Raw genomic sequence first — 26,300 nt, 5'->3', positions numbered from 1 at the left:
CCGCCCAATAAATTATTATATTCCTAAAAAGAATTTTTCATTCTCTTAACTAAAAGAAAAATATGAACACGCAATCCAACACATCATTAACTGAATTAAATGACAAACTACTTGCAGGCAAAGCCGCTTTAGAACAAAGTGAGATTGATGATCTATTAATAAATCTTAGAATTGAATTAAGTAGAGCGGTAAGTGATAAACACTTTACATCGGATGTTGAAACTGAAAATTGGCAAAATATTTTTAATGGTTTAATAAATAGTGAACTTGCAAATCCGTTTATGGAAAACATGGAGAAGGAATTATTCTATTCTTTTGGGGAGTATCTTGTCTCGAACTCAAATCAAAGTGATGGAAAAATTGTTTCAATCATCCATAACTATCTAAACTTATTTCGTAACTCATCGTTTCTTCAAAAGATATATGATGAGCGAAGATGGGATAATTTAATTCATGCGCTAATAGTTAACAGTAATTATACTTTTGATGTATTGTTTAACCAACGCGTTAACCAGTATAAGAAGAAAAATCTTTTTAGGATTATAAAAGATGATTACACCATTGATTTTAGCTGGCAAAAGACATCTGAGATTGTATCAACTTATCGTTCATCGATAAATCAAATACTTTTTGAAATTGAAGCTAAAAACGAAATTGTTGCATTTCTTTTAGAAAACAGTTTAGAAATGGTTCTGCTGGATCTTGCTTGTTTAACTTCTGGAATTGTAAACGCTATGATCCCTGCAAACTCTGTATCAGAGCATATCTCATTTATTTTAAATCAAACAAAAGCACCAATACTTTTTGCCGATGATGAAAAACAACTTGCAAAAATCAGATCGATAAAAAAAGAAACTCAACACCTCAAAACAGTTGTTTTGCTAAAAGGAAATGCGGCGGAAGATTGGGTGATCAGCTTTGATGAATTTAAAGCACTATCAATCGAACAGAAAACAAAATCTGATGTTAAAATAAGCCCAGATTCTCTTGCAACATTAATGTATACATCCGGAACAACAGGCGAACCAAAAGGAATAATGTTTTCTCACACTAACATTGTTTATAAAAGATTCTGCCGCGCATTGGCAATTCCAGGTATAAGCGACGCAGATCGTTATCTCGCTTTTTTACCGCTTTATCATACGTTTGGCCGATGGCTTGAAATGACGGGAGCAATATTTTGGGGTGCAGAATATTGTTTTATGGAAAATCCATCTGTGGAAACAATGATTGATAATATGCGGCTAGTTAAACCAAGTATTTTTATTTCTATACCTAAAAAATGGATTCAACTTTATGAATACATAACAACTAGAATTGATGTTGAAGTTGATGAGGATGAAAAAATAAACAGTGCTATTGTAAGTGCAACTGGAGGCAACCTTAAATGGGGACTATCTGCTGCCGGTTTTTTGCCACCGGATGTTTTTAAATTTTTTCAGCGCTATGGAGTCGAGTTGATGAGCGGATTTGGTATGACCGAAGCAACTGGTGGAATTACGATGACACCGCCATTTCAATATCGGGAGAACTCGCTGGGTAAAGCTTTGCCAGGAATAGAAATTAGGCTTGGTGATGATGGAGAAATTTTAATTCGTGGTCCATACGTGATGTTAAACTATTACAATCAAAAACTTGATGAAACTTTTGATGACGATGGCTGGCTTGCAACAGGCGATGTTATGAGAATGGATAAGGATGGCTTTATTGAAATCATTGATCGTAAAAAAGAGATTTATAAAAATGTAAAAGGAGAAACAATAGCGCCGCAAAAAATTGAGAATCTGTTTCGAGATTTTGAATTTGTTAAGCAAGTTTTTCTTGCAGGTGATCATCGACCGTTTAATACTGTTCTAATTTTTCCCGATATTGAATCAGAAAAATCCCCCTTAAAATCAATGGATGAGCAACAGAGGCAGGAATATTTTTCCACTGTCATAGTAAGTGTAAATAATTTTCTTGCACCTTTTGAGCGCATACTGGATTTTAAAATTATCAATCGTGCATTTAGTGATGAATATCAGGAACTTACTCCCAAAGGGACGTACAAGCGTAGAGCAATAGAAAAGAATTTTGAAGAACTGATTCAATCGATGTATCAGAAGGATCATCTTTCGCTAGGACTGGGTAAGTATGAGGTCAAAATTCCCAATTGGTTCTTGCGAGAAAAAGGTGCTTTAAGTCGAGATGTTTTTTTGCGAAATGACGTATTATCAATTCCAAAACTTAACTCATCATTAAAGATTAAAACCCTTGATGAAGAAGAAAATATTATCCAAGTAGGAAATTATTCTTACCGCATTAACACAAGGCAAATTGATTTGCAGGATATTTTAACAAATCCATTTTACTGGATCGGAAATGTTGAGCTTGTTGATTTTACGGGACAAGGAATTTTTAGATGGTACAGAAAAACAGAAGCTGAAAAAGATATTGAGTTTGTTGAGCGAATTACGCTGGTGAAAAATAATGATCAAATACGAAATAATTTTGTAGAAATACTAAGCGCTAAAGAGATATCGATATTGGGCTTACATTTTGCTGCCGTGATGCTTCAGTCAGAATCAATTGATGATAATGAAAAGGCCATCAAGTATTTTTCCGAAATACTTAAAGACGCAAAAACAACACATTACAAGCTTGCTGTTGAAATCAGTTTTAGACCAAAACTGATTGATGAATTATCGATACGACGAAAAATGTTTCTAGCTGCCTTTCAAACTCTACGGAAGGATAACTTTAGATTTCTATTAGAATTATACTCAGATTTTGATTGCAACTTTATTAACAACGAAATAATTGATGCTATCGATAACATTAGTCGCGGCGATGAAAACTTAAAAGAAATTGAATTAGTAATAGAAAATTTGATATCCCACAGTACATCCAAAATAAATTTTAGCAAAACATCTATACCAAAACTTTTTGAATTATTAGTTAGTTACGGTGTTAATCATCCAACTAGCTATGAAAAAATAAGGCGATTCTTTTTACAATATGAACTTTATGGAACCACAAAAGAAATTAAAGAAGTTGCGGTAAAGTCCCGTTTAGAGATAAGAAATCAATTCACAGAATGGCTTGGTCAAAATCAGCGGGTAGCTATTGATCCCGAAACAGGCGAAGAATATCGTTGGGAAGATGTTTTAATTTTCGATCAAGCAATTCCGGAAGCGGATCAAGTGATACTAAGTAAAGCAATTAGCGAAAGACAAATTATCAGAGAGGCTGTTTTTCTTTTTACCGGAAATGTATTGATTTCCTTAAACAATATATTACCTTCAGGTGTTTGGATAAGCAAGTATTCAGAGACTGAAAACAGATCAATTTTTCGCGTAACAGTTCAAACAAGATTTCAAGGTGGATTTGATCTTGCAATACATCTTAATCACAAAGAACCTTCTGAAATAATAGAAGAGGAAATCAAATGGAAAGTAATTGCAGGTACTGAAGTAAAGGGGGAGAAACTTGCCGCAAAACTCGGTGGTCTTTGGGAGGATGAAAAATTATGGACAGAAGAATTTGTTGGTGATGAATCTGTGGAGAGGTTTTTACGTCGTGAATATAGACGGAATGAGGAATCGAATTTTGAAAAATTGCGTAATCTCTGGAAGTTTTTTGTTTGGAATGCTGCATCGGCTTATGTAAAGTTTTGGAAATTATCTGATATGAAAATGGAACTTACTGATACAACTCCGGATGAATTAATTATATCGCCTCACGATTATCAAACCGGTTGTATAATCACATCCTTTTCTAAAAGAAGAAATACAGAATCGACACTTGCTTTTGTTATGAACTTCTATGAAAGTTTTGTAAAGCAAACGGAAGATAAATATCCTGAAATAAAAAAAGCTTCCGTATGGAACGCAATTTTTTCTGGAATAATTGAAGCTGAAGGAACTGATAGTGGAATTAGCCTGGTTAACAGGTTTAGAAAAGAGCTTGCAAATTCTAATGAAGAAAATAAACAAGAAATAGTTAACAGGATTGATTCTTTTATTCGTAATATTAAAAACAACGGTTACTTACCCAAACAATTATACTTTTCTGTAAAACGATTTCATCGCTGGTATCACCTAAATAAAAGTGCCTCTCTATCAGCACAAGCAGAAATGATTTACGAGCTTTATGAAACTTACAGGTTGTTTGATCTTGAAGAGCATTACCCCGCAGCACGTACAAGGTTTTTTCTTGAAACTGTATTTTACAATTCACCCCAAAGATTTAAAGATGTTTTGCGTGAACTTGTAAGAAAACAAAGGCATCGCAAAATAACTAAAGAGGAATCATTAAAGCTTATAAATGCATTACATTTTGAGTTTGAGCTTGATGAAAAGGAAAATTACTTTATAACTCGTTTGGGTTATCCTCATTTAAAGCCATCAGATACTGCAGCATTTCTTAGTATAAAATCTGAAATTACCTCACAACCAAATCTTGTTGTGCAGTTGCAGGATGATGATGGAAACCTTTTTACAATAAGAAACCCAATAAATCCTAAAGAAATTTCTAGACTTCATCAGCTATATCTTGAAGCCAATCTGAATGTAAACTTTAAACCGGAACATCAATTTCTTGTGGCTGTTTCTGATAGAGGTTTTATTATTGGCGGAGCTTTTTATTATCAAACCGATGAAGATGCTATGCATATGGAAAAAATAGTGGTATCTAACCGTTACCGCCGCAAAGGCGTTAGTGAAGGGTTGATGAATGAATTATTTAGCCGCATTAAATCTGATAATATAAGATTTGTAACAACAGGATTTTTCCGTCCCGAATATTTTTACCGATTTGGATTTAAGATTGAAAGGAAATATTCAGGGCTGGTAAAAGAGCTTTGAATAGGTGTGACATAATTTAATTAGAACGGTAAAACTTAAATCAGTTAAAATAAAAAATGGAGTCAATATATTGTTGCAAAGTCTCCATATAAAAAAAGTCCCCGATGTCGGGGTAAAACATCGGGGGAGTACTGATAATAAGCTTGGGGGAGGACTTATTACCAAGTACATTTTAATTTCACTTGTAAAAATAATAAGCTAATTTTTAAATGCAAGGGTTTTGTGATATTTGGAAGAAAAATTTTATAATTATATTAAAAGTGTGGTTTTTGAACCAAATATTGACCATTTTCTTCAATCCGATTAAAAGGAGTTCAGTTCAAATTAATTAGTAAATTTTAATTTTCGAACAATTTTCAAATTTTAATCCATTTCTTTACTTTCACACTAAATATTTCATTCAATTAGGAGTTTTGATGAGCCGAGAGATTCACCGCTGGTACAGTCCAAATCTAAACAAGGAAATGGAAATAGTAATTTACGGCCACTATGGCTATGCGTTATTAATGTTTCCAACAGCCGGAGCTGATTATCTTGAATATGAAAGATTTAAACTTATAGATTCTATTGGAGGATATTTACGGGATGGAAAACTTAAAGCGTTTTCTATAAATAGTATTAACAACGAAAGCTGGTTGAATAATAGCATGAATCCAGCTCACAAAGCAATTCGTCATCAACAATACAACAGATATATTATTGAAGAAGTCGTTCCATTTATTCATAACCATAGTAAAGGTTTGGTTCCGATAGTTACAACCGGAGCATCACTCGGTGCGCTTCATGCTGCAAATAACTTTTTCAGACGTCCCGATATTTTTTCTGGAACTATAGCTATGAGTGGAAGCTATGATTTAAAAAGCTATTCCAAGGGATATTTTGACGATAATGTTTACTTCAATTCGCCAGTAGATTACCTTCCGAGATGGGATGATAATTTTATGTTTGATAAAATGAGAAAAGGAAGAATTGTTATTGCAAGCGGACAAGGATCTTTTGAAGATCCCGGTGCGTCTATTCATTTATCAAATATTCTTAACCAACGTGGAGTGAAACATTGGCTGGATTTGTGGGGGCACGACCAACCACACGATTGGCCAACGTGGAGAAGCATGCTTCCCTACTTTTTAGGCAATATTAAATTTTAACATTTTATATTCAGGGGAATATGAACTGGAAAGAATTTCTAGAATCAAAAAATAACAAAATTGAATTAGGTATAACACTAATTCTGCTTGTTGTTGTTTTAACATCGCTTGCAAATTTTTTAAATTTTGTTGAAGCTCGGCAAGGTGTTGTTTTTCCCGATCCAATTCTAATTCTTTTTAATGCTATCAATTTAACCTGGCTAATTTTTGCATTAATTTACATTTCTCTTTTTGTAGCGATCGCAACATTCATCAAAAATCCGAAACAACTGATGTTTGCAATTCAACTTTACACACTAATGGTTGTGGTAAGAATTTTTGCAATGTACGTTCTTCCATTAAATCCGCCGGTAAATATGATTATGCTCAACGATCCTTTAGTAGAGTTTTTTGGAACCGGACAAACATTAACAAAAGATCTTTTCTTTTCCGGACACACAGCAACTCTATTTATTCTATTTCTTGTATCAGAAAAAAAAGTTTATAAAATCGTTTTTTTGATAAGCACAATAGTAGTTGCAATAGCGGTTTTGCTGCAGCATGTTCACTACACAATTGATGTTTTTGCGGCTGTGTTCTTTACTTATGCTTGCTATGCTTTTTTACAATCAATGAAAAAAAAGGGGTTTTCAAAATGAAAAAATATTTATTATTTCTAAGTTTTTACGTTTTAACAATTTCTTCACCTGCTCAAAATTTTGGCTTTCTCGCTGGGGCGGAATTTTCCAAACCGCTATTTTCTGGAAAAAACTATTCTTACCCAGGGTTTATAATTGGATTTACTTATGAGAACCTTATAGATAACGAAATTAAAAATGTTAAATATGAGTTAGAATTATCAATCAATCATGTTCGTACTATCGATACAAGGGAATATCGATACCCAGCTTACTATGGCGATTTAATTGGCTACTCTAAAATTGATCACGAATTTTCTTACACATCATTAGAATTCTTGTTTCAAATAAAATTCAAGAATGTATTTGGTAAAGATTCCCCACACTTCTATTTTGGTTCTGGAATTGGCGGCGGTTCAAGAGATGTTGAAAGCAGGCGTGCAAACGATGTTCCAGTAGATTATATGTATTTACTTGATTACAAGGAAATAGATATTACATTTCCATTAAGTTTTGATGCGGGATTTTCATACAAAGTTAGCAATACATTGGATATCGATATGCGATATAAAATAATTAAACCCATATTGGATGATGAATATATTTCTCAAAACATTTACTTGCTTTGCCATATACATTAATATTTTCTATGAACAAAGAATTAAATAAAGAAGAAGTTTATTCCATTCAAAAATTTGTTTCAAATGATTTTGTAAAAAATGATTATTCATCTTTAATCCCGAATAATGACTTTGAAAGACTTGAGGAGTTTCGAAAATATCTAACAGAAAAAATGAAAGATATGCTTGACAAGAATTACAATCTCTTAATCAACACACTTTACCGAATAGACATAAGTGAAAAAAAATTATCTGAACTGTTTTCATCAAAAAATAAAGAATCAATCCCCGAGAAACTTGCTGATCTTATCATCGAACGACAGATCAAAAAAATCGAATTCCGAAGGCGATACCGTGAAGGCAAGTTATAGCGGTTTTTGACGATTAAAATAGCAAGTAAGATTTACAGGTTGTAATATTTTGTTAAATTGAAATTTATCTGCACAATACCTAATTTCATCTCTAAATTATTATACAATTAGCATTTTTTTTCGATAATATAGGCATACTTAATAGGAGCCATTATGGGTTTATTTGAAAATAAACGACTACGCGAATTAGAAAAAGAAAACGAAGAACTTCTCTTTAGAATTAATAGTATTTCGGAGAAGGAAGATAACGTACGCAATCTTAATGATGTATTAAAAAAGATGCGCATGGAGGTTTCTGATTTAAATGAACGTAAGCTTGCATTAGCTGGTGAAATAGAAACTCTTCGAGAGCAAAAAAGACAAAACAAAGCCGATATTGAAGGGTTCAATAAAGAAATTCTTAACCTGCGCCAATTAAAAATAGAAGAACAAAACACTCTGCTAGATTATTCCTCACGCATAGATCAAATAAAAAACCAAATTAGCAACAATGAAAACTTTAGAGAGATTGAAGTTGATTTTGACAATGACGCTATTAAAAACAAAGTAAATCAAATTGCTGTTTTGAATAAAGAGTATGATGAGCTTACAGATAAGATGTTTACCGCGGAAGAAAAGATTGATGAATTGAATTCGCTTGAAGATGAGATGAATGAAAGGATTAATGAAAAGAAAAAAGAACTTGAACTTTTAAGCAGTGAAAAACTTAACAACTCTTATAAAGAAGCTCACGATGTTGAGGATAAGATTACCCAGTTAACAAGCGAACAACACAGAGTTCTAAATGAGATTCACGAAAAAGAAAAAGAGATCACAGAATTAAATAAAAAGTTGTTTGATTTAAAGGAAAAGGAAAATCATTCCACAAGCCTATTAAAAGAACTGGATGAGGAAGTAAAAGAAAAGAAAAAACAAGCTGATTATTTAGGATCAAAAATCTCCAGTCTTTATGAAGAAGAAGAAACTCGTAAAAGGCAGTTACGAGAATTGGTAAGACAGGCAGATGATCAAAAGCAAAAAGTTGAAGCTCTGAAGGTAAGATTAAGCAGTCTTGAAGAGGAAGAAAACAAAAAACGATCCGGACTTTCAAAAGTTTTAGATCAATTAAAGTTTAAAGAAAGTTTTTCTGATGAGAAAAAACAAAACCTTGAAAATTTAGATAAGATTGGCAAAGAAAGAATTCACTGGATTGAGGAAATATCTCGGGAAGCAAAGGAACAGGAATTAAGACTTGATGTTATCAAATCCGAAATTGCCCGCTTAACTGAAGAAGAATCATCACGTGCGCAAAAAATAGCTGAACTTACTGAACAAATTGAGGTCAATGAAACGCAGCTTGATCACAAGCGGATGCGATTTAGAGAGCTCGAGTTAATGGAACAGGAAAAAATTGAAAAAACTGATAAGCTTGCCGAGGAACTCAATTTGCAAGAATCAAAATCAGATGATCTAAGAAAAGAACTTTCGTTTTTAGTTGATGAGATTGAAAATAAAAAATCGGCGGTTGTTGAATTAGCAGATCAGATTAAGAAAGATGAAGAATATCAACAAGAAAAATCTCTACAAAACAAAAAACTTGCAACTGATGAACAAAACAAATTGATATTATTAGAAGAACTTAACAACGAGATAGAGCTTAAAGAAGAAAAGGCAAATGATATTCGAAACAGTTTATCACAACTTGCAGAAGAAGAAAAAATTAAAAAAGAAGAACTACAAAAATTATCTGAGCAAATAAATCAACACCAATCTTTGCTTAGCCAGCAAATAATTCCCGCACAATCAGAATTAGAAAAAATTAATGACGACATAAATATTAAAAAGGAAAAATTATCTGAGCTTAACAGCGAATTATATAACGAAGAATCATTATTGGAGCAAAAACGATTTACTTTAAATGAACTCGATTCTAAAGAAAAACATTTTAATGAAAAACTAGAAACTCTTAGTGAAGAAATTAGTGCGCAGGAACAAAAGTGTAATTCTTTAAAAGCGGTTATTATAGAGTTAACTGAAGAAAAAAATGAAAAAGAATACAAAGTAAAAGAATTTTCTGCCGCTTTGATTGTAAGTCAAAAACAACTTGATGAAAGAGTAATTAAACTTTCTGCGCTTGAAAAAGATGAAGAAGAAATACAAAATAGAATTGAAAATCTCACATCAAAACTTTTTGAAGAAGAACAAAAATCTGAAATTTTAAAAAGTGAAGTACAAAAACTTACTGAAGAAAACATCCAAAAAAAGATTAAGCTTGAAGAAATCAGTGCGGAGATAGATGAAAAAACCGCAGGCGTTGCAAGTAGAGTTATTGAGCTTGAGAACAGCGAAAATGAAAAAAGAATTGCTGTTCAGCAGTTGGCCAACCAAATAGAATTGCAAAATGCTGAAGCTGAACAAATTCGAGGTATTATTGCTGAACTTAATCAAGCTGAGAAAAATACTCGATTAAAAGTAGATGAACTCGCCGAGCAAATCAAAGAAAAAGTTGATAGACTTAATCAGATTGAAAATAGCTTTACTGCTCGTGAAAATGAAGCACAGTTGTTAGAATCCCAAATGGCAGAAAAGCTTAGGGAAATGAATGAAACAAATGCGCGTCAGCAAAAAATATTTGAAACAATTGAAAGCAGACAAAAAGAACTTTTTGCTGCTGAAGAATCACTGAGCATCAAAACCAAAAGATTAGCGAAACTTAGTGTTGAAGTAACTGAAATTGAAGACAGGCATAAAGAACTATCCGACGAAACGCGACGACTTGAAGATCTAAAGAATGAATTGCATAAGCGCACAATGCTTGAGCAAGATAGTTATGATAAACTAAACAAGAACAAAGAAAAGATAAAAGAGATTCTTCCATTGTTAGAGCAGCGCCGTGAAGAGATTGAAAAAGGTAATCTTGATCTTGAAAATAGATTTACAAAAATGTTTCAGCGTTTTAATTCTGAAATGAATGAAATCACAAAAAAGAGATCTGTTATTGATCAAATCGTTCAGAAGAAAGAAAAAGATATTGAAGAGAAAGATCAACTTTTGTTTGAAAAGATAAACGCAATTGAAGAAAGTGATAGATTATTAAATATGCGTCAAGCTGAAATTGATTCTTTTGAGCAACTGTTAAAAGTATTTAATGAAAAGAAAGAACAGCTTAGAAATGATTTGTTAAAACTTGACGAACAAATTGTTGAGAAGAAAAATTCCAACGATGATATGAAACTGGAAGCAGAACTTATTTTGAAAAAGAGAACTGCTGTTGAGCAAAGTTTGCAGGAACTGATCAGCAATATGAATCAGAAATTTGTTGAAGCAAAAGAGAAACGTTCAAAGGTTGAAAAAGAAGTGCGTGGTTATGAAGAAAAAGTTGATGAACTTAATAATAAAATATCGGATTCTATGGAAGAGCTTGTTGAACTTCAATCTGCAATAAGTATGATAAAGGTTGAGCATGAAGAGCACAGGGGCAATATTGTTAAGCTTGCATCAATGAAAAAGAAACTGCAGGAAGAAATCGGGAAGAGCCAAAGAGTGCTTCAGCGTTATCAAAAAATAAGAGAAAAATTAAAGATTGAACAATCAATTTTAAAAAACAGGCAGGACTCTATTTCCAGAAAAATTTCGATTGATGATTCAAATGAATTGAATGACAATCAGCAGGAACAGGAAACAACTAGATTGTTTAAAATTTAACAGTAATTATTAGATTTATAAAAAGGGATCATTTTTATGATCCCTTTTTTATTTTTAACACAAATTAAAATAAGTTATCAAGAGATTAACTTTGAGCATATTAACCGTTCATCATAAAATAATTAGTATTTTTAATTATGTAATTTAATTTTGAAACTCAAAATCATTTAAAAATGTAGTGGAGTTAATATGAATATAAAAAAATACTTTTCAGTTTTAATTTTTTTACTAGTCTGTTTCATTTATAATAATTCTAGTGCTCAGCAAGCAGGTATTAACTTATCGCTGGCTTTGCCGCAAGGTGAATTCGGAGATCAAGTTGATAATCTTGGGTATGGATTAAGCGGCGAGTTCATGTTTTTTTCACCAAAACCACGCGCTCCGTTTGGGTTTGGATTGAATGTGGGATATTATGTGTATGGAAATGAAAGCCGCAGCGAACCTATGTATAATATTCCAGAAGTTTTTCTCAGAGTTGATAGAACAAACAACCTTGTAAACTTTCATTTAGTCTTTGAACTTGGATTGCCAACAGGTAGAATAAGACCCTATGTTCAGGGATTGTTTGGTGGTCAATACTTATTTACAGAAACTTCTGTAAAAAATGAAAATAACAATGAAGAGTTTGCAAGCAGCACAAACTTTGAAGATTGGGCGTGGAGTTATGGTGCAGGAGGTGGTATCTCGATATTGCTAAGCGGCGATCCCATAACAGAAAATGGGGCAATTTATCTTGATCTTAAAGGTAGGTATTTGTTTGGCTCAGAAGCTGAATATCTAAAAGAAGGCTCAGTAGAGGTGATAGGGCAGAGAGTAATATATCATCCCAGCAAGTCCAAAATAGAAATGTTAACGCTTCATGCAGGCGTTAGAGTCGTGATAAATTTTAATGAGTAAATAATTTTGAAATATTTAAAATGCCGATAGTAAAATTACAAAAAGGGCGCGAAAAATCTTTTAACAGAAAACATCCTTGGATTTTTTCCGGAGCTGTTGATTCTATAAAAGATGTGAATAAAAACGGAGAAACAGTTAAGATTATTTCCGGAGATGGAAAAATTTTGGGATCTGGTTCTTACTCTTCACATTCTCAAATTTCTGTTCGAGTTTTGTCTTTTAATCCTGATGAGACAGTTGATAGGAAATTTATCCAAAAAAGGATTGAAAATGCAATACAATTCCGAAAACAAATTATTGATGATGTATCAACAAATGCGTATAGAATAATTAATGCTGAATGTGATTTTTTACCAGGAGTTATTGTTGATAAGTACGCCGATTTTCTTGTTTGCCAGTTTTTATCTGCGGGTTCAGAATTTTGGAAAAAAGAGATAGTTGCAATTCTTATCAATAAATTGAATCCAACCGGAATATTTGAGCGTTCTGATGTTACCGTTAGAGAAAAAGAAGGTTTGCAACAATCAAAAGGAATACTATACGGAAAAGAACCCGAGGGGTTGATTGAAATAATTGAAAACGGAAATAAGTTTTTTGTCGATATTGTTAATGGCCATAAAACAGGTTTTTATCTAGATCAAAGAGATAACAGAAAATTGTTAGAAAAATTTTCTGTAGAAAATGAAATTCTTAATTGCTTCTCATTTACTGGCGGATTTTCTGTTTATGCTCTTATAGCTGGTGCAAGTAAAGTTACCAATGTTGATTCATCTGAAGAAGCATTGCTTTTAGCCGAGAGAAATTTTTCCTTAAATGGAATTGATTCATCAAAATATGAAAATGTAAATGGTGATGTCTTTAAATATTTGAGAAAACTTAGAGATGCAGACAAACAATTTGATGTTATAATTCTTGACCCACCCAAGTTTGCAGAATCTGTTAGCCAAGTTGAAAAAGCAAGCAGAGGTTATAAGGATATTAATCTTTTAGCATTAAAACTTTTAAAAAAAAATGGCACTCTATTTACATTTTCTTGTTCGGGTCATATAGTTTCGGAGTTATTTAATAAAATTATCGCGGATGCAGCTGCGGATTCCGGGAGAGAGGTTCATATTTTAAAATATTTAACACAATCTCCCGACCACACAATGTTAACTAGCTTTCCCGAAGGACTTTATCTAAAGGGAATAGTTTGTAAAGTAAATTAACCTTAAAATTCTTATTTTAATTTATATACAATTGGAATAACCATTTTTACCATAACTGGTTTTCCTCTTTGTAAACCAGGCGTAAACCTTGCTTGTTTAACTGCGTTAAGTGCAATCAAATCTAACTCTTCAGATATACCCTTCAAAACAGTTGCATCTTCAACATTACCATTTTTGTTTACAATAAATTCAATAGTAACTCTGCCTTCAATCATCGCTCTTCTGGCAATTTCAGTATAGTAAACATTTTTGAGTATGCTTTCTAATCCACCAATTATTTCAGGTTTTACCTCAACTCTAAAAAATGGAATGTGATCTTCTTCTTCCACAATTCTGTTTGAAGGCTTTTCTAATTCTGCTGGTGGAGAAATGTTTTCGGTTAGATCAAAGTCTGTTGCATCAAATTCAATATCTATAATATTATCTCCCGTTGATATCTCGGGGAGTTGTGGACGGGGAGGTAAAAGTGGTTTTGTAATCAGTTCTGTTGGTGGTATATCAAAAATATTTATTATACAACCAGGGTCTTCTTTAATACTTGGCTGTTTGGATTGATTAGGTGAGAATTTAAATGCTGCGATTAGTAATGTAAGAACTATAATTATGCTAATTTTAAGATACTTTTTGTAATGAATATTCAAATCAGCTTTTTTGGTTTTTAAGATTGCCATGATCATTCCTCCTAATAAAATTATAGAACTAATGATTTTGGTACTTATACTTCTAAAGTTTTTATTTGTTCCGATTGTAAGTAAAACATAACAAAGATTGTTTTTAGACAATAGCAATGTGAATGATTACGGTTTAATCACAAAACTTATTAGGAAATAAAAATTCAAACGATTAAATTTTATTCAAGATTTCTTTGAAATATTGAATAACAGCTCAAATTCTTTAATTATTTATTAATCATCCAGGAGGAAAAGATGAGAAAACTATCAGTTCTTACAATAGTATTCTTCTTTGTTGCTTTTTCAGCATTAGTATCTGCTCAAACTCAGAGTGGTCAATGGTCAACCAAAATAGGTGATTCTGGTTATACCCTAGATACAAATACCGGTGAAAGAACTATGACAATCGAAGTAGCTTTTAAAAACCCTTATGAAGTTAAACCAAAAGTTATGCTTTCTGTTACACAGATTGATACAGATAAAGGGTTTAACAACAGATACAACGTTGAAGTTCTTTCTGTTTCAAGAGATGGATTTACAGTAAAAATTCGTACGTGGGCAGATTCAAAAGTTTATAGTATTAGCGGTTATTGGTTAGCTTATACTGAATAATCTGAGTTATTTTGTTTTTATTTATGCCATATCAAAAAATGATATGGCATTTTTTTTTTGCTTAAATTAACATAATGCAAAACAATAATTAATTTCTAGGTAAAGGGTGAACATTATGAATTTTAAAAGCATAGCTACGCTAATATTGTTGGCTTTATTTATTATAGTGAGCATTCAAAATGTTGAAGTCATTCCAGTTCATTTTCTGTTTTGGAAAATCGAAATATCAAAATTGTTACTATTAATATTAACACTTGTAGTTGGGATATTAGTTGGTATTATTATTCCGGGAATGTTGGAGAAACCTAAAAGTGGCGCACAAATAGAATCAAAATAAAAAGGGCATTATTGCCCTTTTATTATTTGACTATTTTAACTCTTTAATTTTTCGGTTTCTATTTTTTTCTTTGTAGAAACACCAATTAAATTATAAGCGGGGCAAAAATTTAAAGCAGCCGTAGCCACTGGAACTAAACCAACAATACCCCACAAACTCTTAAAGTAAAAACCAAGGACTATAATAACTGCACCAAGAACAAAACGAATTATACGATCTGCACTTCCAACATTTGCTTTCATGATGATCTCCTTTTTGGGTGATAAGTCTAACAATAATTATTCTTTAGTAATGATAACGTATAAGATGCAATTAATAGTAGTTTGGATCCAAAAAAACAAAAATTAATTGATCCTATGGATAATTCTCTAGTGAATAGTGTCCTTTTTCCCTTTGGTTTGATTAATAATATGTTCCCGCCTTAATCTTTCCTCTGTTGCAGGTTCTATATGAACAAGCACATTAGATATTTTGGGATATTCTTCCTTCAGTTTATCTTTAACCTTGTGAGAAATCTCATGTCCTTTATGAACGGTAATATTCCCATCGACAATAACATGCATATCAATATAGTATTCAAATCCCATTTTTCTAGCAAAGCACTTATCAATCGCAACAACGCCATCAACTTTAAGAGAAGTCTCAATAGCTTTTTTTATTACTTCTGGTGAAGGAGCAGCATCCATAATTTCAAATAAAGCGGGTTTAAATAGTCTATAAGCATTATAAATTATTATAATGGAAGCACACAATGCAGCATAATCATCAGCCTGCTCATACCCTTTGCCGCCAATAAGTGCAATTGCGATACCAACAAATGCGGCTGCGGATGTAATAGCATCACTTCTATGGTGCCAAGCATCGTTTTTAACTGCAACGCTGTCAACGGAATTTCCAACCTTGATTATAAATCTAAAAAGAAATTCTTTGGTAATGACAACTACTACCAAAACAATTAATGTAAAAGGTTTAGGTGCGTGATGAGGAGTAATTATTTCGTGAAGGCTTTGAATTATAATAATAATGGCAGCTATTAATAAAGCTGCAGCGACAACAATTCCAGCAAATGGCTCTGCTTTTCCGTGTCCGTATGGGTGTGTTTCGTCAGCTGGCTTTCTTGCGATTTTTAATCCCGTTAAAACTATAATCGAAGTAAATACATCAGATGAGGATTCGATTGCATCTGCAATTAAGGCGTATGAGTTACCCATTACGCCGGCAATACCCTTAATTGCTGCAAGCACAATGCTTGCAAATATTCCTATTATTGTTGTTTTGATCCCCTGTTCTGCAAGATCGGAAACAACTTTATTTTTATCTGTCTTATTCAATAGAAAAATTTAATATTATAGGCCAACCATAAATTATTAATCCTTTTTCTATGACAAAATAAAAGGATCATCAAACAGAAACACCAAAATCCATTATAAAAACTTAAAAAGATTGCTTTATTTTATATGGAAAAGGACTGCTATTTTGGCTCCCAATCTGTACCTTCACAGGGAATAAAATTATCAGTTGGATGTTTGTCATATTTGGTACACAAAACGGCAGATTCATTAAAGTGTTTACAAGAGGAGCATAAACTATTTGTAATTACATTTTTATTTTCATCAACAAATTTTTTGTACGCCAAGTATGTTGGATGAAAAACAAATAAATATATTGCAAGAATACTTACCATCCAGAAAAACTTTTCTCCAAACAAATCTTTACCAAACCAAAGTGCCATAAGAACAATTGCAAACCGAACTAAAGTTTTGTAAACAATCTCGCCCAAACTATATCCTTATTATTTTCTTAATTAGAAAGAATTTAACAATGAATTACTGATGTATAAACATACTTAAAACCACATAAACTTGCTGTTTTTGGTAATATGTGTTATTATTAACCATTAGTTCTTAAAAATTGTTTAAAATAAACAAAGCCACTAGTGTGGCTTTATCTATCGTGAGCGCGGGTGGGCTCGAACCACCGACCCTCTGCTTAAAAGGCAGATGCTCTACCCCTGAGCTACGCGCCCGAAAACTTGAACAACAAATATAATTAATGTGCATTTTTAATCCAAACTAACAGATTTTTTTACCGGTAGGAAATGATAGAAAGTTCAAAAAACTCCAAAATTCTTGTTTGCGATGACGATGAAACCCTTTGTTATTTGCTTAAAGAGCAACTATTAGAAGAAGGTTTTATAGTTGACGCTGTTTATGACGGCAAGTATGCGATCGAAGCCATAAAGGCTAAAAATTATGATATTCTCCTTCTTGACTTAAATATGAGAGAAGTACAGGGAGAGGAAGTACTCAAATTTATAAATGATTCAGGCTATAACATTCAGGTTATAATTCTGTCTGCTCAGTCTGATATGAAAAAAGCTATTCAGTGTATTAAGAACGGTGCCTATGATTACATAAATAAACCTTATGAGTTTGAAGAGCTTGTACTAACAGTTAACAGAGCGATTGAGCACAGAAATTTACTAGTAACCACAGTATTACTTTCCAAAGAAATCAGCAAGAAACATTCAGAGAAAATCATAGGTGATAGTAAATCGCTAACTCGGGTTTTAAATCTTGCTAACAAAGCCGCCCAATCCGATTCTAACGTGTTAGTAGAAGGTGAAACCGGAACAGGCAAAGAATTATTTGCCGAGTATATTCATAAACAATCAGCAAGAAAAGATAAGCCATTTGTAGTAATAAATTGTGCCTCACTTCCGGATCAGTTAATTGAGAGCGAACTCTTTGGCCATGAAAAAGGTGCGTTTACGGATGCCAAATCTACAAAACAAGGGTTGGTTGAAATAGCCCACGGTGGCACACTTTTCTTAGATGAAATTGGGGAGTTAAGCTTAACACTTCAACCAAAGTTATTAAGGTTTTTGGAGAACGGTGAGTATAGAAGAATTGGTGGGGTTACAAATCTAAATTCTAATGTAAGAGTAATTGGGGCAACTAATAGAAACTTATTAGAAGAAGCCGAGGCTAAGAATTTTCGTAAAGATTTACTTTTTAGATTAAATGTTATCACATTAACTATTCCTCCGTTAAGAGATCGAAGGGAAGATATAATTGTATTGGCAAACTTTTTCCTTGGGTCAAAATCTCCTGTTAGATCTCCCAAAAAACTTTCTATTGAAGCGGCACAGTTATTAGAAGAATATGATTTTACTGGTAACGTAAGAGAGCTTGAACATATTATTGAGCGAGCAATTATTTTTGCAGAAGGTGATTATATTACTCCTGAAGATTTAAATCTGCCTAATGCAGCAGTTTATAAAAGTATTGCGGGCAGGGGTATTATAGATATTCCATCAGAAATATTGAGTATGGAAGATCTTGAAAAATGGCACATAGCAAAAGTACTTGATGCGAATCGATGGGATAGAACAGTTACTGCTAATCAGCTAGGTATAAGCCCCAAAACACTCTATACCAAAATCAAGAAGTACGAATTAAAACAAGATTAGATATTGAATGTCTGATGAATTAATCAGAAAATATAAATCAAAAGAACTTCTTGAATTACAGACAGCATCTGTTGCTCTTGCGGATAAATCATTTAAAATATTTTGGTTTAATAAAAGTTTTAAAAAAGATATCGGGGTTGGAAAAATCAAAGGGGTTTCGTTAAAATCCCTTTTTAATATAAACACCCCCGATGAAAAAGTGTTATCCAAATCCGCAAAATCTTTTGTAGTTCCTCTTGCAGATAAAAACAAAAATATAATTATCACACCACTCTTTGCAAAATCAAAAAAAGAAATTGACGCATATTTTATAGAAATGTTACCGCTTGTAGACTCTGATTTTAAGCAAAGCGCTGAGAAAGAAAAGGTGAGAAGAAATTTAGTTTTTCAGAATGAACTTCAAAGCATATTGGTTTTATTAGTTAAAGAAAAATCTGTTGAAAATATTGCTGAAGAAATTCTTATAAGATGTATTGATATCACTAGCAGCGATTTTGGAGTTATCGTTTTTCACCAGGGAGAAGAAGTTAAGGATTTTATTTATTCTGATAATTCTAACTTAATTTCTGAAAGAAACGAAGTTGAGAAAAGTATAAAATTTAATTCTTCGTTTATCAACAAGTGGTTAGAGCTTAATAAACGACCACTTCTAGCACTTAATCATCATAATAACATTGGCTTTGGGTTAACTCAGGTACTAAGTTGTGAATCGCTTTGTATCTCCCCATGTTATTTTGATAATATTTTACACGCAAAAATTCTTGTCGGAAAAAAATCAGGCACTTTTTCATCTTTAGATATTAGCGACATAGAACAGTTCTCGATTCTGCTCTCATTTGCAATCAGCAACATAGAGACGCGCGAACTAAACGCTGCACTTGAATCCAGATTACTTCAATCACAAAAGTTAGAAACCATTGGTAAATTAAGCAGTGGGATGGCTCACGATTTTAATAATTTACTCTCGAGTATTTTTGGCAGCTTACATTTATTGCGTAATAGAGTTCCAGATTCCGAAAATGTTATTAGACTTATAGACAATATTGAGAATTGTTCTGTAAGGGCGAGAGATCTTACAAAAGGACTTCTTTCATTTGGAAAACCAACGGCTAAGCGCAAAGAAATTGTTATGCCGAATTTCCTTTTAAGTGAAATAGGTAAAGTTGTAACACAAACATTTCCATCTAACATAACTCTTGAAGAAAAAATAGATACCGGACTTCATAATATCATAGGCAACAGTACTGAAATATATCAAATACTATTAAACCTATGTGTTAATGCTAAGGAATCAATTGAAGGTAAAGGTAAAATAGTTCTCAGCGCCTCAAATCTTTTGGTGGATGACTCTAACATTATTAGTTATCCTCTCTTGGATAGAGGCAAGTATGTTAAGTTTTCTGTTAGTGATACTGGCACCGGCATCAATGAAGAAAATATATCTAAAATATTTGATCCTTATTTCTCTACAAAACAAAAAGATACAGGCTCAGGCTTGGGTTTATATGTTACTTACGGAATCATAAAAGCTCACAAAGGCCATATAGATGTTACTAGCGGCAAAGGAATGGGAACCGCTTTTGATGTTTATCTTCCGGTATTTGAGCCGCAAAAAGATACGAAGCCCAAAGAAACTGATAAGATAATTATGTTAGCTGATGATGAAGAAATGCTAAGTGAACTACTTGCAGAGATGCTTGAATCTACCGGTTATTATGTGATTAAAGTTAAATCTGGCGAAGAAGTTATAACAGTTTTAACTGAAGAATTAAAAGTTGATTTGTTAATTATTGATTATAATATGCCTATTATGAATGGATTGGAATGCGTTTCTAAAATCAGAAGTCTAAATTTTAATTTACCTGTTATTTTATCTTCTGGAAGTATGAGATTTGAAGACGAAGATTTGAAGCGTTACAAAGTTAGCAGTAAAATTATGAAGCCCTATGAGTTTGATACAATGCTAGATACAATAAAACAGCTAATCTGATTTTTTATTTTCCTCTCTAGGTTCGTCTTCCACTTTTATCATTTTTATATTTGCTGTGTATTCCGATAATACTGGATCTTTTATTGCATTTAGTTGATTGAGTACATCAGTAATTTCTTTTACAGCTATATCAATATATTTTACTCGCTTTAAGATCCCATCTTTAGAAATCTCTTCCTTACTAAGTTCTCTTTTGATTGCAGCCGAAGATAGACTAAGTAATGTAAGCGGCTGTTTTATTTTATGATTTGCAGTTACAACCGTAGCGATGTAAGTATCCCTTTTTTCCGCAGAGAGCAAAAGCTTATGCGCTTCAGAAAGCTTTAGTGCTGATTTAACTCTAGCAAGTAATTCAATTCTATTAAAGGGCTTTTTTATATAATCGAAAGCGCCCGCTTCTAACCCTTCTTTTGTATCTTCAGCTCCGGATTTTGCGGTAACAAGTATTATTGGAATATCTTTAGTCGTTGGTTCATTAACTAGGATTTTACAAACTTCCAGGCCGGTAATATCTGGCATCATTACATCTAATAAAATCAAATCCGGTAACTCATTCTTTGCTTTATCCACACCGGTGTAACCGTCATATGCGGTAAGAACTTCAAAGCCCTCATGTTCAAGTCTGTCCTGAAGCATAAAAACGTTTTCTGGTAAATCATCTATTACTAATATTTTTTTCATAATCAACGGGATTTAATCTTAGAAAATAATTGAGCTATTTTACTTGAAATAATTGTTGAGTTAACAGGCTTTGGTATATAATCATTAAAACCATGTTTTAAAATTATTTCTTTGTCCCCCACCATAGCTTTAGCTGTAACTGCATAAATTGGTACCGATCTTAAATCACTATTGCCGCGAATATTTTTTAATGTTTGAAAACCGTCCATCTCGGGCATCATGATATCCAGCATAATTAAATCTGGTTTTACACTCTCAAGTATTTTTAAACATTCCTTACCACTTTTTGCTAAATGTGTTTTGCATCCGGTTGATTGAACCATTTCATTTAATGTGAACAAAGTATCAGCGTCATCATCCACAATTAATACCTCACCATAAATATCACCAATGGGTTCTTCTTCTGAATAAGTTGTTGAATTATTTTCAACTTCATTTTCACAATCCGATAATACTGTGTCATCATCCTCTTGAAGTTTTATCCTGTCTCTAACAGTTTTAAGAACATCAAGCGGATTACCTTTAGATTTTATCGTAATATCTTCAACGATTTCTTTTAAAGAAATATGTTCCTCATTAGAAAGATCTTTTGCTGTGCTGATAATAATCGGAATTTGTTTTGTTTTACTACTTGATTTAAGTTTATGCGATAGGGTAATACCATCAATTTTAGGCATCATTAAGTCAAGGATAATTAGATCGGGCTGAACTTCTGCAATCTTATTAAATGCAAATTCACTATCCTGAATATATTCAATGGTGATGTTCTCACCCTTAAACTCATTTTTAAATTTCTCAAATTCTAATTCATCATCATCCACGATTACGATTTTTTGAATACGTTTCTTGGCAAGGGATTCAAGTTTTGTAAAAGCAGATAATAGCTTATCAGCTGAAATTGGTTTTACAAAATACTCAAAGGCACCCAATCCGTATCCAACATTTTTATCACCAATAATCGAAACTAATATTACGGGAATATCTTTTGTGATTGGATCTTCCTTTAATTCTTTTAAAATACTCCAGCCATCTTTGTTTGGTAATAGTAAATCTAAAGTAATAGCAAATGGCTGTCTTTCAATTGCAAGTTTTACCCCAGCTTCTCCATTTTCCGCAAATAGCACTTCATAGCCTTTAGAAATAAGATATTGACCAATTGTATATCTAACCTCAGGATCATCATCGATAACAAGAACAGGGTTCTTGACATTTCTTCTCAATACATCTACGTTAACAGGTGAAATAGATACAGTTCTTTTTTCCTGTTCATACTTAAGAGGGATTATAAATGAAAAAACAGAGCCCTCGCCTTCGATACTTGCCACCCAAATCTTACCGCCGATTAAATCTAAAATCTTTTTAGAAATTGCCAATCCTAAACCAGTTCCGCTATATTTTCTTGTTGTAGTTGCATCAATTTGTCTAAACTCTTCAAATATTATCTTTCTATTTTCTTCAGATATCCCAATTCCTGTATCGCTGACAGAAAATAAAAGCATTCTTTCTTGATTTAAAGTGATGGATAACTCAACCTTTCCCTGCTGGGTAAATTTTATTGCGTTTCCAATAAGGTTAATTAATACTTGTGTAACTCTAACGCGATCGGTATTAATTATAAATCGTGTATTACAATTTCTTTTTATATTGAATTCTAATCCCTTTTCTAAAGCAAGGGGAGAGGCTGTGTTGAAAACGTCTTCAATAATTTCTTCAAGTAAAATGTCTTCTTCACGAATCTCCATTTTGCCCGCTTCAATTTTAGACAGATCAAGTATATCGTTAATCAAACTCATTAAACGTTTACCGCTTTTAAGGACAACTTCTAATCGTTCTTTGTTTTTTTGACTAAGCTGTGCTTTATCAAGAATTAATTCTGTTAGACCCAAAATAGAATTCATCGGAGTGCGAAGTTCGTGTGACATGCTTGCAAGAAACTGCGATTTTAATTTTGTAGAATCTTCGGCCTTTTCTTTTTGGATGGCTAACTCTTCAGCTTTGTTTTTAAGCTGATTACTCATTTCTAAAAGAGCATTGTGTTGTTTTTTAATTTGAATATTTTGTTTTTGATATTCTTCATTCAACAACTTTAATTCATTAACAAAATTTTCTAACTGAACAACTGCTTTTGCATTTGTTAAACCGATTGCTAATTGTTCCTTGATCTTTTCAAGATAATCCTTAGCATCTAAAGTTGGTTTATCTATAGAAGCTAACTCAAGTATTGCAATAACTTTATTATTATAAATTACAGGCAATAATAAAAGGTAACTTATTTTTAAATCAAATGTTCCCGTTTGAATGGAAGGTAAAGCAGTGTTAGAAGATATTTCTATGGATTCTTTTGTTTTTATAATTTTTTTATAAAATTCATTTCTTTCGCGTTGTGGATTGGCGGAAGCTAATCCATAGGAACAAATAAGACTAACTTCGTCTTCATCGATAGAGTAGAGTGCACCTACTAAAAAACCGCAAGTATCAATTATTTTATTTAACGCAGCATTAGATATTTCAGCAAGCGATGCGTTTTTATTTATGAGAGTTATAAATTCAGAATAGTCGTTTTTTGCCTGTTGGTTTTTTTTAAGTTCATCAAGCATAATATTAAACGCCTTGCCAAGTTTACCAATCTCATCGTTACTCTTAATTTCTATGCGTGTATCAAAATTACCAGCGCTGGTTTGTGCTGTTGCGTAATTTAAATCTGAAATTCTTACTCTTAATTTATGGGTTAAAACATAACTTAGAATTAGAGCAAGTATAATTCCCACTACACCAATCAATATTAAAATATTTCTTAGAGTTTCTCTTAAATCAGTTGCTTCGCTATGGGATTTAAAAAATATAAAGGCTAAATCATTACCGTATTTTGATAATTTTTCAATCCTATAGGAAGTAGCAATTATATCAGAAGTTTCACTGCTACCAACAAATACTTCCAAATCATTTCTTTGATTAAGATAATTGTAGGCTTTGCTTAAAAGAAAAGTATGTTGACTATTTAAATTAGAATTTGATACTTCAGCTGTAAAATTGTCCCAGACTAAAGCTACATCAGATCCAATTTTTTGAGAAAAGTCATCAAGAACATCATTGTTAATAACCTTTCCTGAATAACAGATGCGATCAGGGGAAATTTTTTTAATATTTATTATTGCATACGGATTTAGTTGAATAAACTCTTCGATTGTAAATATCTGTTTTGGTAATAGTATAAAATTTTTGGAATTATGTCGAAGTATTCTAGAAGAATCTGATAAACTTGCTTCTAGAAAAAAATCATTAATGTTACCCAGAGCAAGTGGTTTTTCGAACAAGAGTTCAGGATTATCATTATTTATTGTCCAAAATTCTTCATCCATATCATCAATAAAAGAACGATAGTTAAAGATAAAATTTCTAGAAGAGTTTATTATTATTTTGGATTGTTGAGCAGTCAAAGTGTTGTACATTATAGTGTAGAAAGCAATTGCAGAGCTGCCAAGCACAATTGCTACTATGAGCAAGTTAACAAGAATTATTCGGTGGTTTATCTTCATTAATCATCATTCTCTTTGCAGAACTTTCGTAATGGTTATCAGAAGCTCATCAAAGTCATACGGTTTACTTATAAAATCGGTTGCACCCATTTTTGCTGAATCAATCGCACTTTTTACATCTGCATAAGCAGTTAATACAATAACTTTAGCTTTAATTTGATTTTGCTCGATTGCTTTTAGAACATCAAAGCCATCCATTGCAGGCATTTTTAAATCGAGCAAAATCAGATCAACAGGATTGTTCTTTAAAAAATCCATTGCTTCAAAACCGCTATTCACAAAGTTGGAATTATATCCAACCTCTTCAAGCTCTTCTTTAAGAACAGTACAAAGATTTAAATCATCATCAACAATTAGAATTGATTGCATTTATCTAGTTTTCTTTTTGATTAAAGTCTGAGCTTTTTGATTCTAATTGATAATATTTAATTCGCTCATTCTGTTTAGATATCTCTGTATTTAAAGGGTTCTTTATAGGATTTGCTAAACGTTCCTGAAGCGTTGGCAACAATTCTGTCTTAAGAAGTATAACCAGCTCTTTCTTTTTGTCAACTGTCTGATCAGATCCGGTTAAATATCTAATTCCAAAGACCCACCAGGGAAGATCTTTAAGAAAAGGAATTCCATTTCTTACAATAGTTTGTTCGGTGACAAAAAGACCGCCTAAAATAGTTTCTTCACCATTTAGGACTAATACTTGAGTTGATGCATTAGTTTTTTTGATTTCTGTTGTAAGTTCACTTAAAAGGAAGGAACTCCTTTCAACTAGAATATTTAAAAGAACATAATCAATACCGTTTTCTTTATAAACATGTGGTGTAACCTCAATAATAGTTCCTGTAGGAAAGAACTTTTCAACGGTGTTTCCAGCAAAGTCTCTAGTTCTTACAGAAAAATCTGATCCGACTTGTATTCTTCCCATCTTTTTATCTCTAACAACAATATTAGGGGAAGCAATAATTTCACCTAAATTATTACTCTCAAAAAATCTGAACATTGCTGTTGCTTGACCATAAAAATCCCCGGCTTGAAAATCACCCGCGCCACTAAGATTAAATTGTGATGGATCTGCTCTTAGTTCGGTTGTGCTGGTTGTTTGTGTAAGAAGCTCAGTACCAAGATCCAAACCGTTTTGAGAAAGTAAAAATTTCCAATCAATTCCAACATCCTTTGTTTTAGCAACATCTACTTCAAAAAAAACAGCCGATATTTTTACTTCTCGTGAATCAACAGCGGCATAAATATCTTCTGGTTTTACTTCTTCACCCTGCAGCCGTTTTATAACAATAACATCTTCTTTTTCTTCCATGATAAGACCTGAATATTGAACTATCATAAACAAAGCTTTATCGTAAGGCATGCTTTCGATTTCAATACCAATTGGATTTTCAGAAACCACTGTAGATACAATTCTTTTACCAGTTGTGCTTTCGCTTACCTTGCTTAACAAGGCTATTGCTTCATTAAACGGAAGCGTTTGCGAAAGGGTTACCAGCTCATCGGGATTGTTATAATCTTTAAGTCTTCTTTCCCAATATTTTTGTGGAAAAATGCTTCCGATAAACATAAAGATTAAAAGCAGTGAGTATATAGATGTTTTCATATTATTTCT

General features: G+C 32.5%; 20 protein-coding genes and 1 tRNA gene. 12 read left to right on the top strand and 9 right to left on the bottom strand.

The features are described 5' to 3' along the window. The first annotated feature begins 62 nt into the window (after positions 1 to 62). The 8 genes from IPJ23_13450 to IPJ23_13415 all read left to right on the top strand — a co-directional run bounded on the left by IPJ23_13450 (position 63) and on the right by IPJ23_13415 (position 13,389). A complete protein-coding gene (locus tag IPJ23_13450) occupies positions 63 to 4,844 on the top strand; it encodes a GNAT family N-acetyltransferase (GenBank protein MBK7631682.1) in 4,782 nt (1,593 codons plus the stop codon). 416 nt (positions 4,845 to 5,260) lie between these two features. Beyond that, on the top strand, positions 5,261 to 5,992 hold the full coding sequence (locus IPJ23_13445; protein ID MBK7631681.1) for an esterase family protein: 732 nt from the start codon (positions 5,261 to 5,263) through the stop codon (positions 5,990 to 5,992). A 20-nt stretch (positions 5,993 to 6,012) separates the two neighbouring features. Continuing rightward, entirely contained in the window at positions 6,013 to 6,630 is a 618-nt protein-coding gene (locus IPJ23_13440; protein ID MBK7631680.1) for a hypothetical protein, read from the top strand. After that, on the top strand, positions 6,627 to 7,250 hold the full coding sequence (locus tag IPJ23_13435; protein MBK7631679.1) for a hypothetical protein: 624 nt from the start codon (positions 6,627 to 6,629) through the stop codon (positions 7,248 to 7,250). The genes IPJ23_13440 and IPJ23_13435 overlap by 4 nt, the downstream gene beginning before the upstream one ends. Positions 7,251 to 7,258: 8 nt before the next feature. Beyond that, positions 7,259 to 7,600 carry a hypothetical protein gene (locus IPJ23_13430; GenBank protein MBK7631678.1) on the top strand — a complete coding sequence of 114 codons (342 nt, stop codon included), beginning with the start codon at positions 7,259 to 7,261 and terminating at the stop codon, positions 7,598 to 7,600. A gap of 153 nt (positions 7,601 to 7,753) precedes the next feature. After that, the gene (locus tag IPJ23_13425) at positions 7,754 to 11,284 is read left to right on the top strand and encodes a hypothetical protein (GenBank protein MBK7631677.1); all 3,531 of its coding nucleotides are present in this window, start codon (positions 7,754 to 7,756) and stop codon (positions 11,282 to 11,284) included. A gap of 189 nt (positions 11,285 to 11,473) precedes the next feature. After that, entirely contained in the window at positions 11,474 to 12,181 is a 708-nt protein-coding gene (locus tag IPJ23_13420) for a hypothetical protein (protein MBK7631676.1), read from the top strand. 20 nt (positions 12,182 to 12,201) lie between these two features. Then, positions 12,202 to 13,389, top strand: coding sequence for a class I SAM-dependent rRNA methyltransferase (locus IPJ23_13415; GenBank protein ID MBK7631675.1), 1,188 nt, complete (start codon positions 12,202 to 12,204; stop codon positions 13,387 to 13,389). Positions 13,390 to 13,400: 11 nt separating this feature from the next. Here the strand turns inward: IPJ23_13415 and IPJ23_13410 are convergent, their stop codons facing one another. After that, positions 13,401 to 14,060 carry an energy transducer TonB gene (locus tag IPJ23_13410; protein ID MBK7631674.1) on the bottom strand — a complete coding sequence of 220 codons (660 nt, stop codon included), beginning with the start codon at positions 14,058 to 14,060 and terminating at the stop codon, positions 13,401 to 13,403. Between the two features lie 255 nt (positions 14,061 to 14,315). Between IPJ23_13410 and IPJ23_13405 the strand changes: the two genes are divergently transcribed. Both IPJ23_13405 and IPJ23_13400 read left to right on the top strand, forming a co-directional pair. Further along, positions 14,316 to 14,672, top strand: a complete 357-nt coding sequence (locus IPJ23_13405; protein MBK7631673.1) for an H-type lectin domain-containing protein — start codon at positions 14,316 to 14,318, stop codon at positions 14,670 to 14,672. A gap of 115 nt (positions 14,673 to 14,787) precedes the next feature. Next, positions 14,788 to 15,009 carry a DUF1049 domain-containing protein gene (locus IPJ23_13400; GenBank protein MBK7631672.1) on the top strand — a complete coding sequence of 74 codons (222 nt, stop codon included), beginning with the start codon at positions 14,788 to 14,790 and terminating at the stop codon, positions 15,007 to 15,009. Positions 15,010 to 15,044: 35 nt separating this feature from the next. On the opposite strand, the gene IPJ23_13395 is transcribed toward IPJ23_13400, so the two are convergent. The 4 genes from IPJ23_13395 to IPJ23_13380 form a co-directional block, all read right to left on the bottom strand. Next, complete coding sequence (locus tag IPJ23_13395; protein ID MBK7631671.1) at positions 15,045 to 15,251, bottom strand: DUF2892 domain-containing protein; 207 nt, start codon at positions 15,249 to 15,251, stop codon at positions 15,045 to 15,047. Positions 15,252 to 15,377: 126 nt separating this feature from the next. Then, positions 15,378 to 16,340, bottom strand: coding sequence for a cation transporter (locus tag IPJ23_13390; protein ID MBK7631670.1), 963 nt, complete (start codon positions 16,338 to 16,340; stop codon positions 15,378 to 15,380). A gap of 140 nt (positions 16,341 to 16,480) precedes the next feature. Beyond that, the gene (locus IPJ23_13385; protein MBK7631669.1) at positions 16,481 to 16,789 is read right to left on the bottom strand and encodes a hypothetical protein; all 309 of its coding nucleotides are present in this window, start codon (positions 16,787 to 16,789) and stop codon (positions 16,481 to 16,483) included. Between the two features lie 174 nt (positions 16,790 to 16,963). Then, positions 16,964 to 17,035 (bottom strand) — tRNA-Lys (locus IPJ23_13380). 72 nt (positions 17,036 to 17,107) lie between these two features. Here IPJ23_13380 and IPJ23_13375 point away from each other — a divergent pair. Both IPJ23_13375 and IPJ23_13370 read left to right on the top strand, forming a co-directional pair. Then, positions 17,108 to 18,481, top strand: coding sequence for a sigma-54-dependent Fis family transcriptional regulator (locus tag IPJ23_13375; protein MBK7631668.1), 1,374 nt, complete (start codon positions 17,108 to 17,110; stop codon positions 18,479 to 18,481). 7 nt (positions 18,482 to 18,488) lie between these two features. Continuing rightward, complete coding sequence (locus IPJ23_13370) at positions 18,489 to 20,471, top strand: response regulator (GenBank protein ID MBK7631667.1); 1,983 nt, start codon at positions 18,489 to 18,491, stop codon at positions 20,469 to 20,471. On the opposite strand, the gene IPJ23_13365 is transcribed toward IPJ23_13370, so the two are convergent. The 4 genes from IPJ23_13365 to IPJ23_13350 are packed head-to-tail and all read right to left on the bottom strand — an operon-like array spanning position 20,463 to position 26,291. Further along, positions 20,463 to 21,152: a response regulator gene (locus IPJ23_13365; protein ID MBK7631666.1), complete on the bottom strand. Its 690-nt coding sequence runs from the start codon at positions 21,150 to 21,152 to the stop codon at positions 20,463 to 20,465. The two genes, IPJ23_13370 and IPJ23_13365, sit on opposite strands and share 9 nt — an antisense overlap. Positions 21,153 to 21,154: 2 nt before the next feature. Then, positions 21,155 to 24,688, bottom strand: a complete 3,534-nt coding sequence (locus tag IPJ23_13360; GenBank protein MBK7631665.1) for a response regulator — start codon at positions 24,686 to 24,688, stop codon at positions 21,155 to 21,157. 6 nt (positions 24,689 to 24,694) lie between these two features. Then, the gene (locus IPJ23_13355) at positions 24,695 to 25,057 is read right to left on the bottom strand and encodes a response regulator (protein MBK7631664.1); all 363 of its coding nucleotides are present in this window, start codon (positions 25,055 to 25,057) and stop codon (positions 24,695 to 24,697) included. A 4-nt stretch (positions 25,058 to 25,061) separates the two neighbouring features. Continuing rightward, positions 25,062 to 26,291, bottom strand: a complete 1,230-nt coding sequence (locus IPJ23_13350) for a type II and III secretion system protein (GenBank protein ID MBK7631663.1) — start codon at positions 26,289 to 26,291, stop codon at positions 25,062 to 25,064. Positions 26,292 to 26,300: the final 9 nt, after the last annotated feature.

The organism is Ignavibacteriales bacterium, assembly GCA_016709765.1.
Classification (GTDB): Bacteria; Bacteroidota; Ignavibacteria; order Ignavibacteriales; family Ignavibacteriaceae; genus IGN3.
The sequence above is the reverse complement of the archived record's forward strand: the minus strand, read 5'-3'. Positions and strand labels throughout refer to the sequence as shown.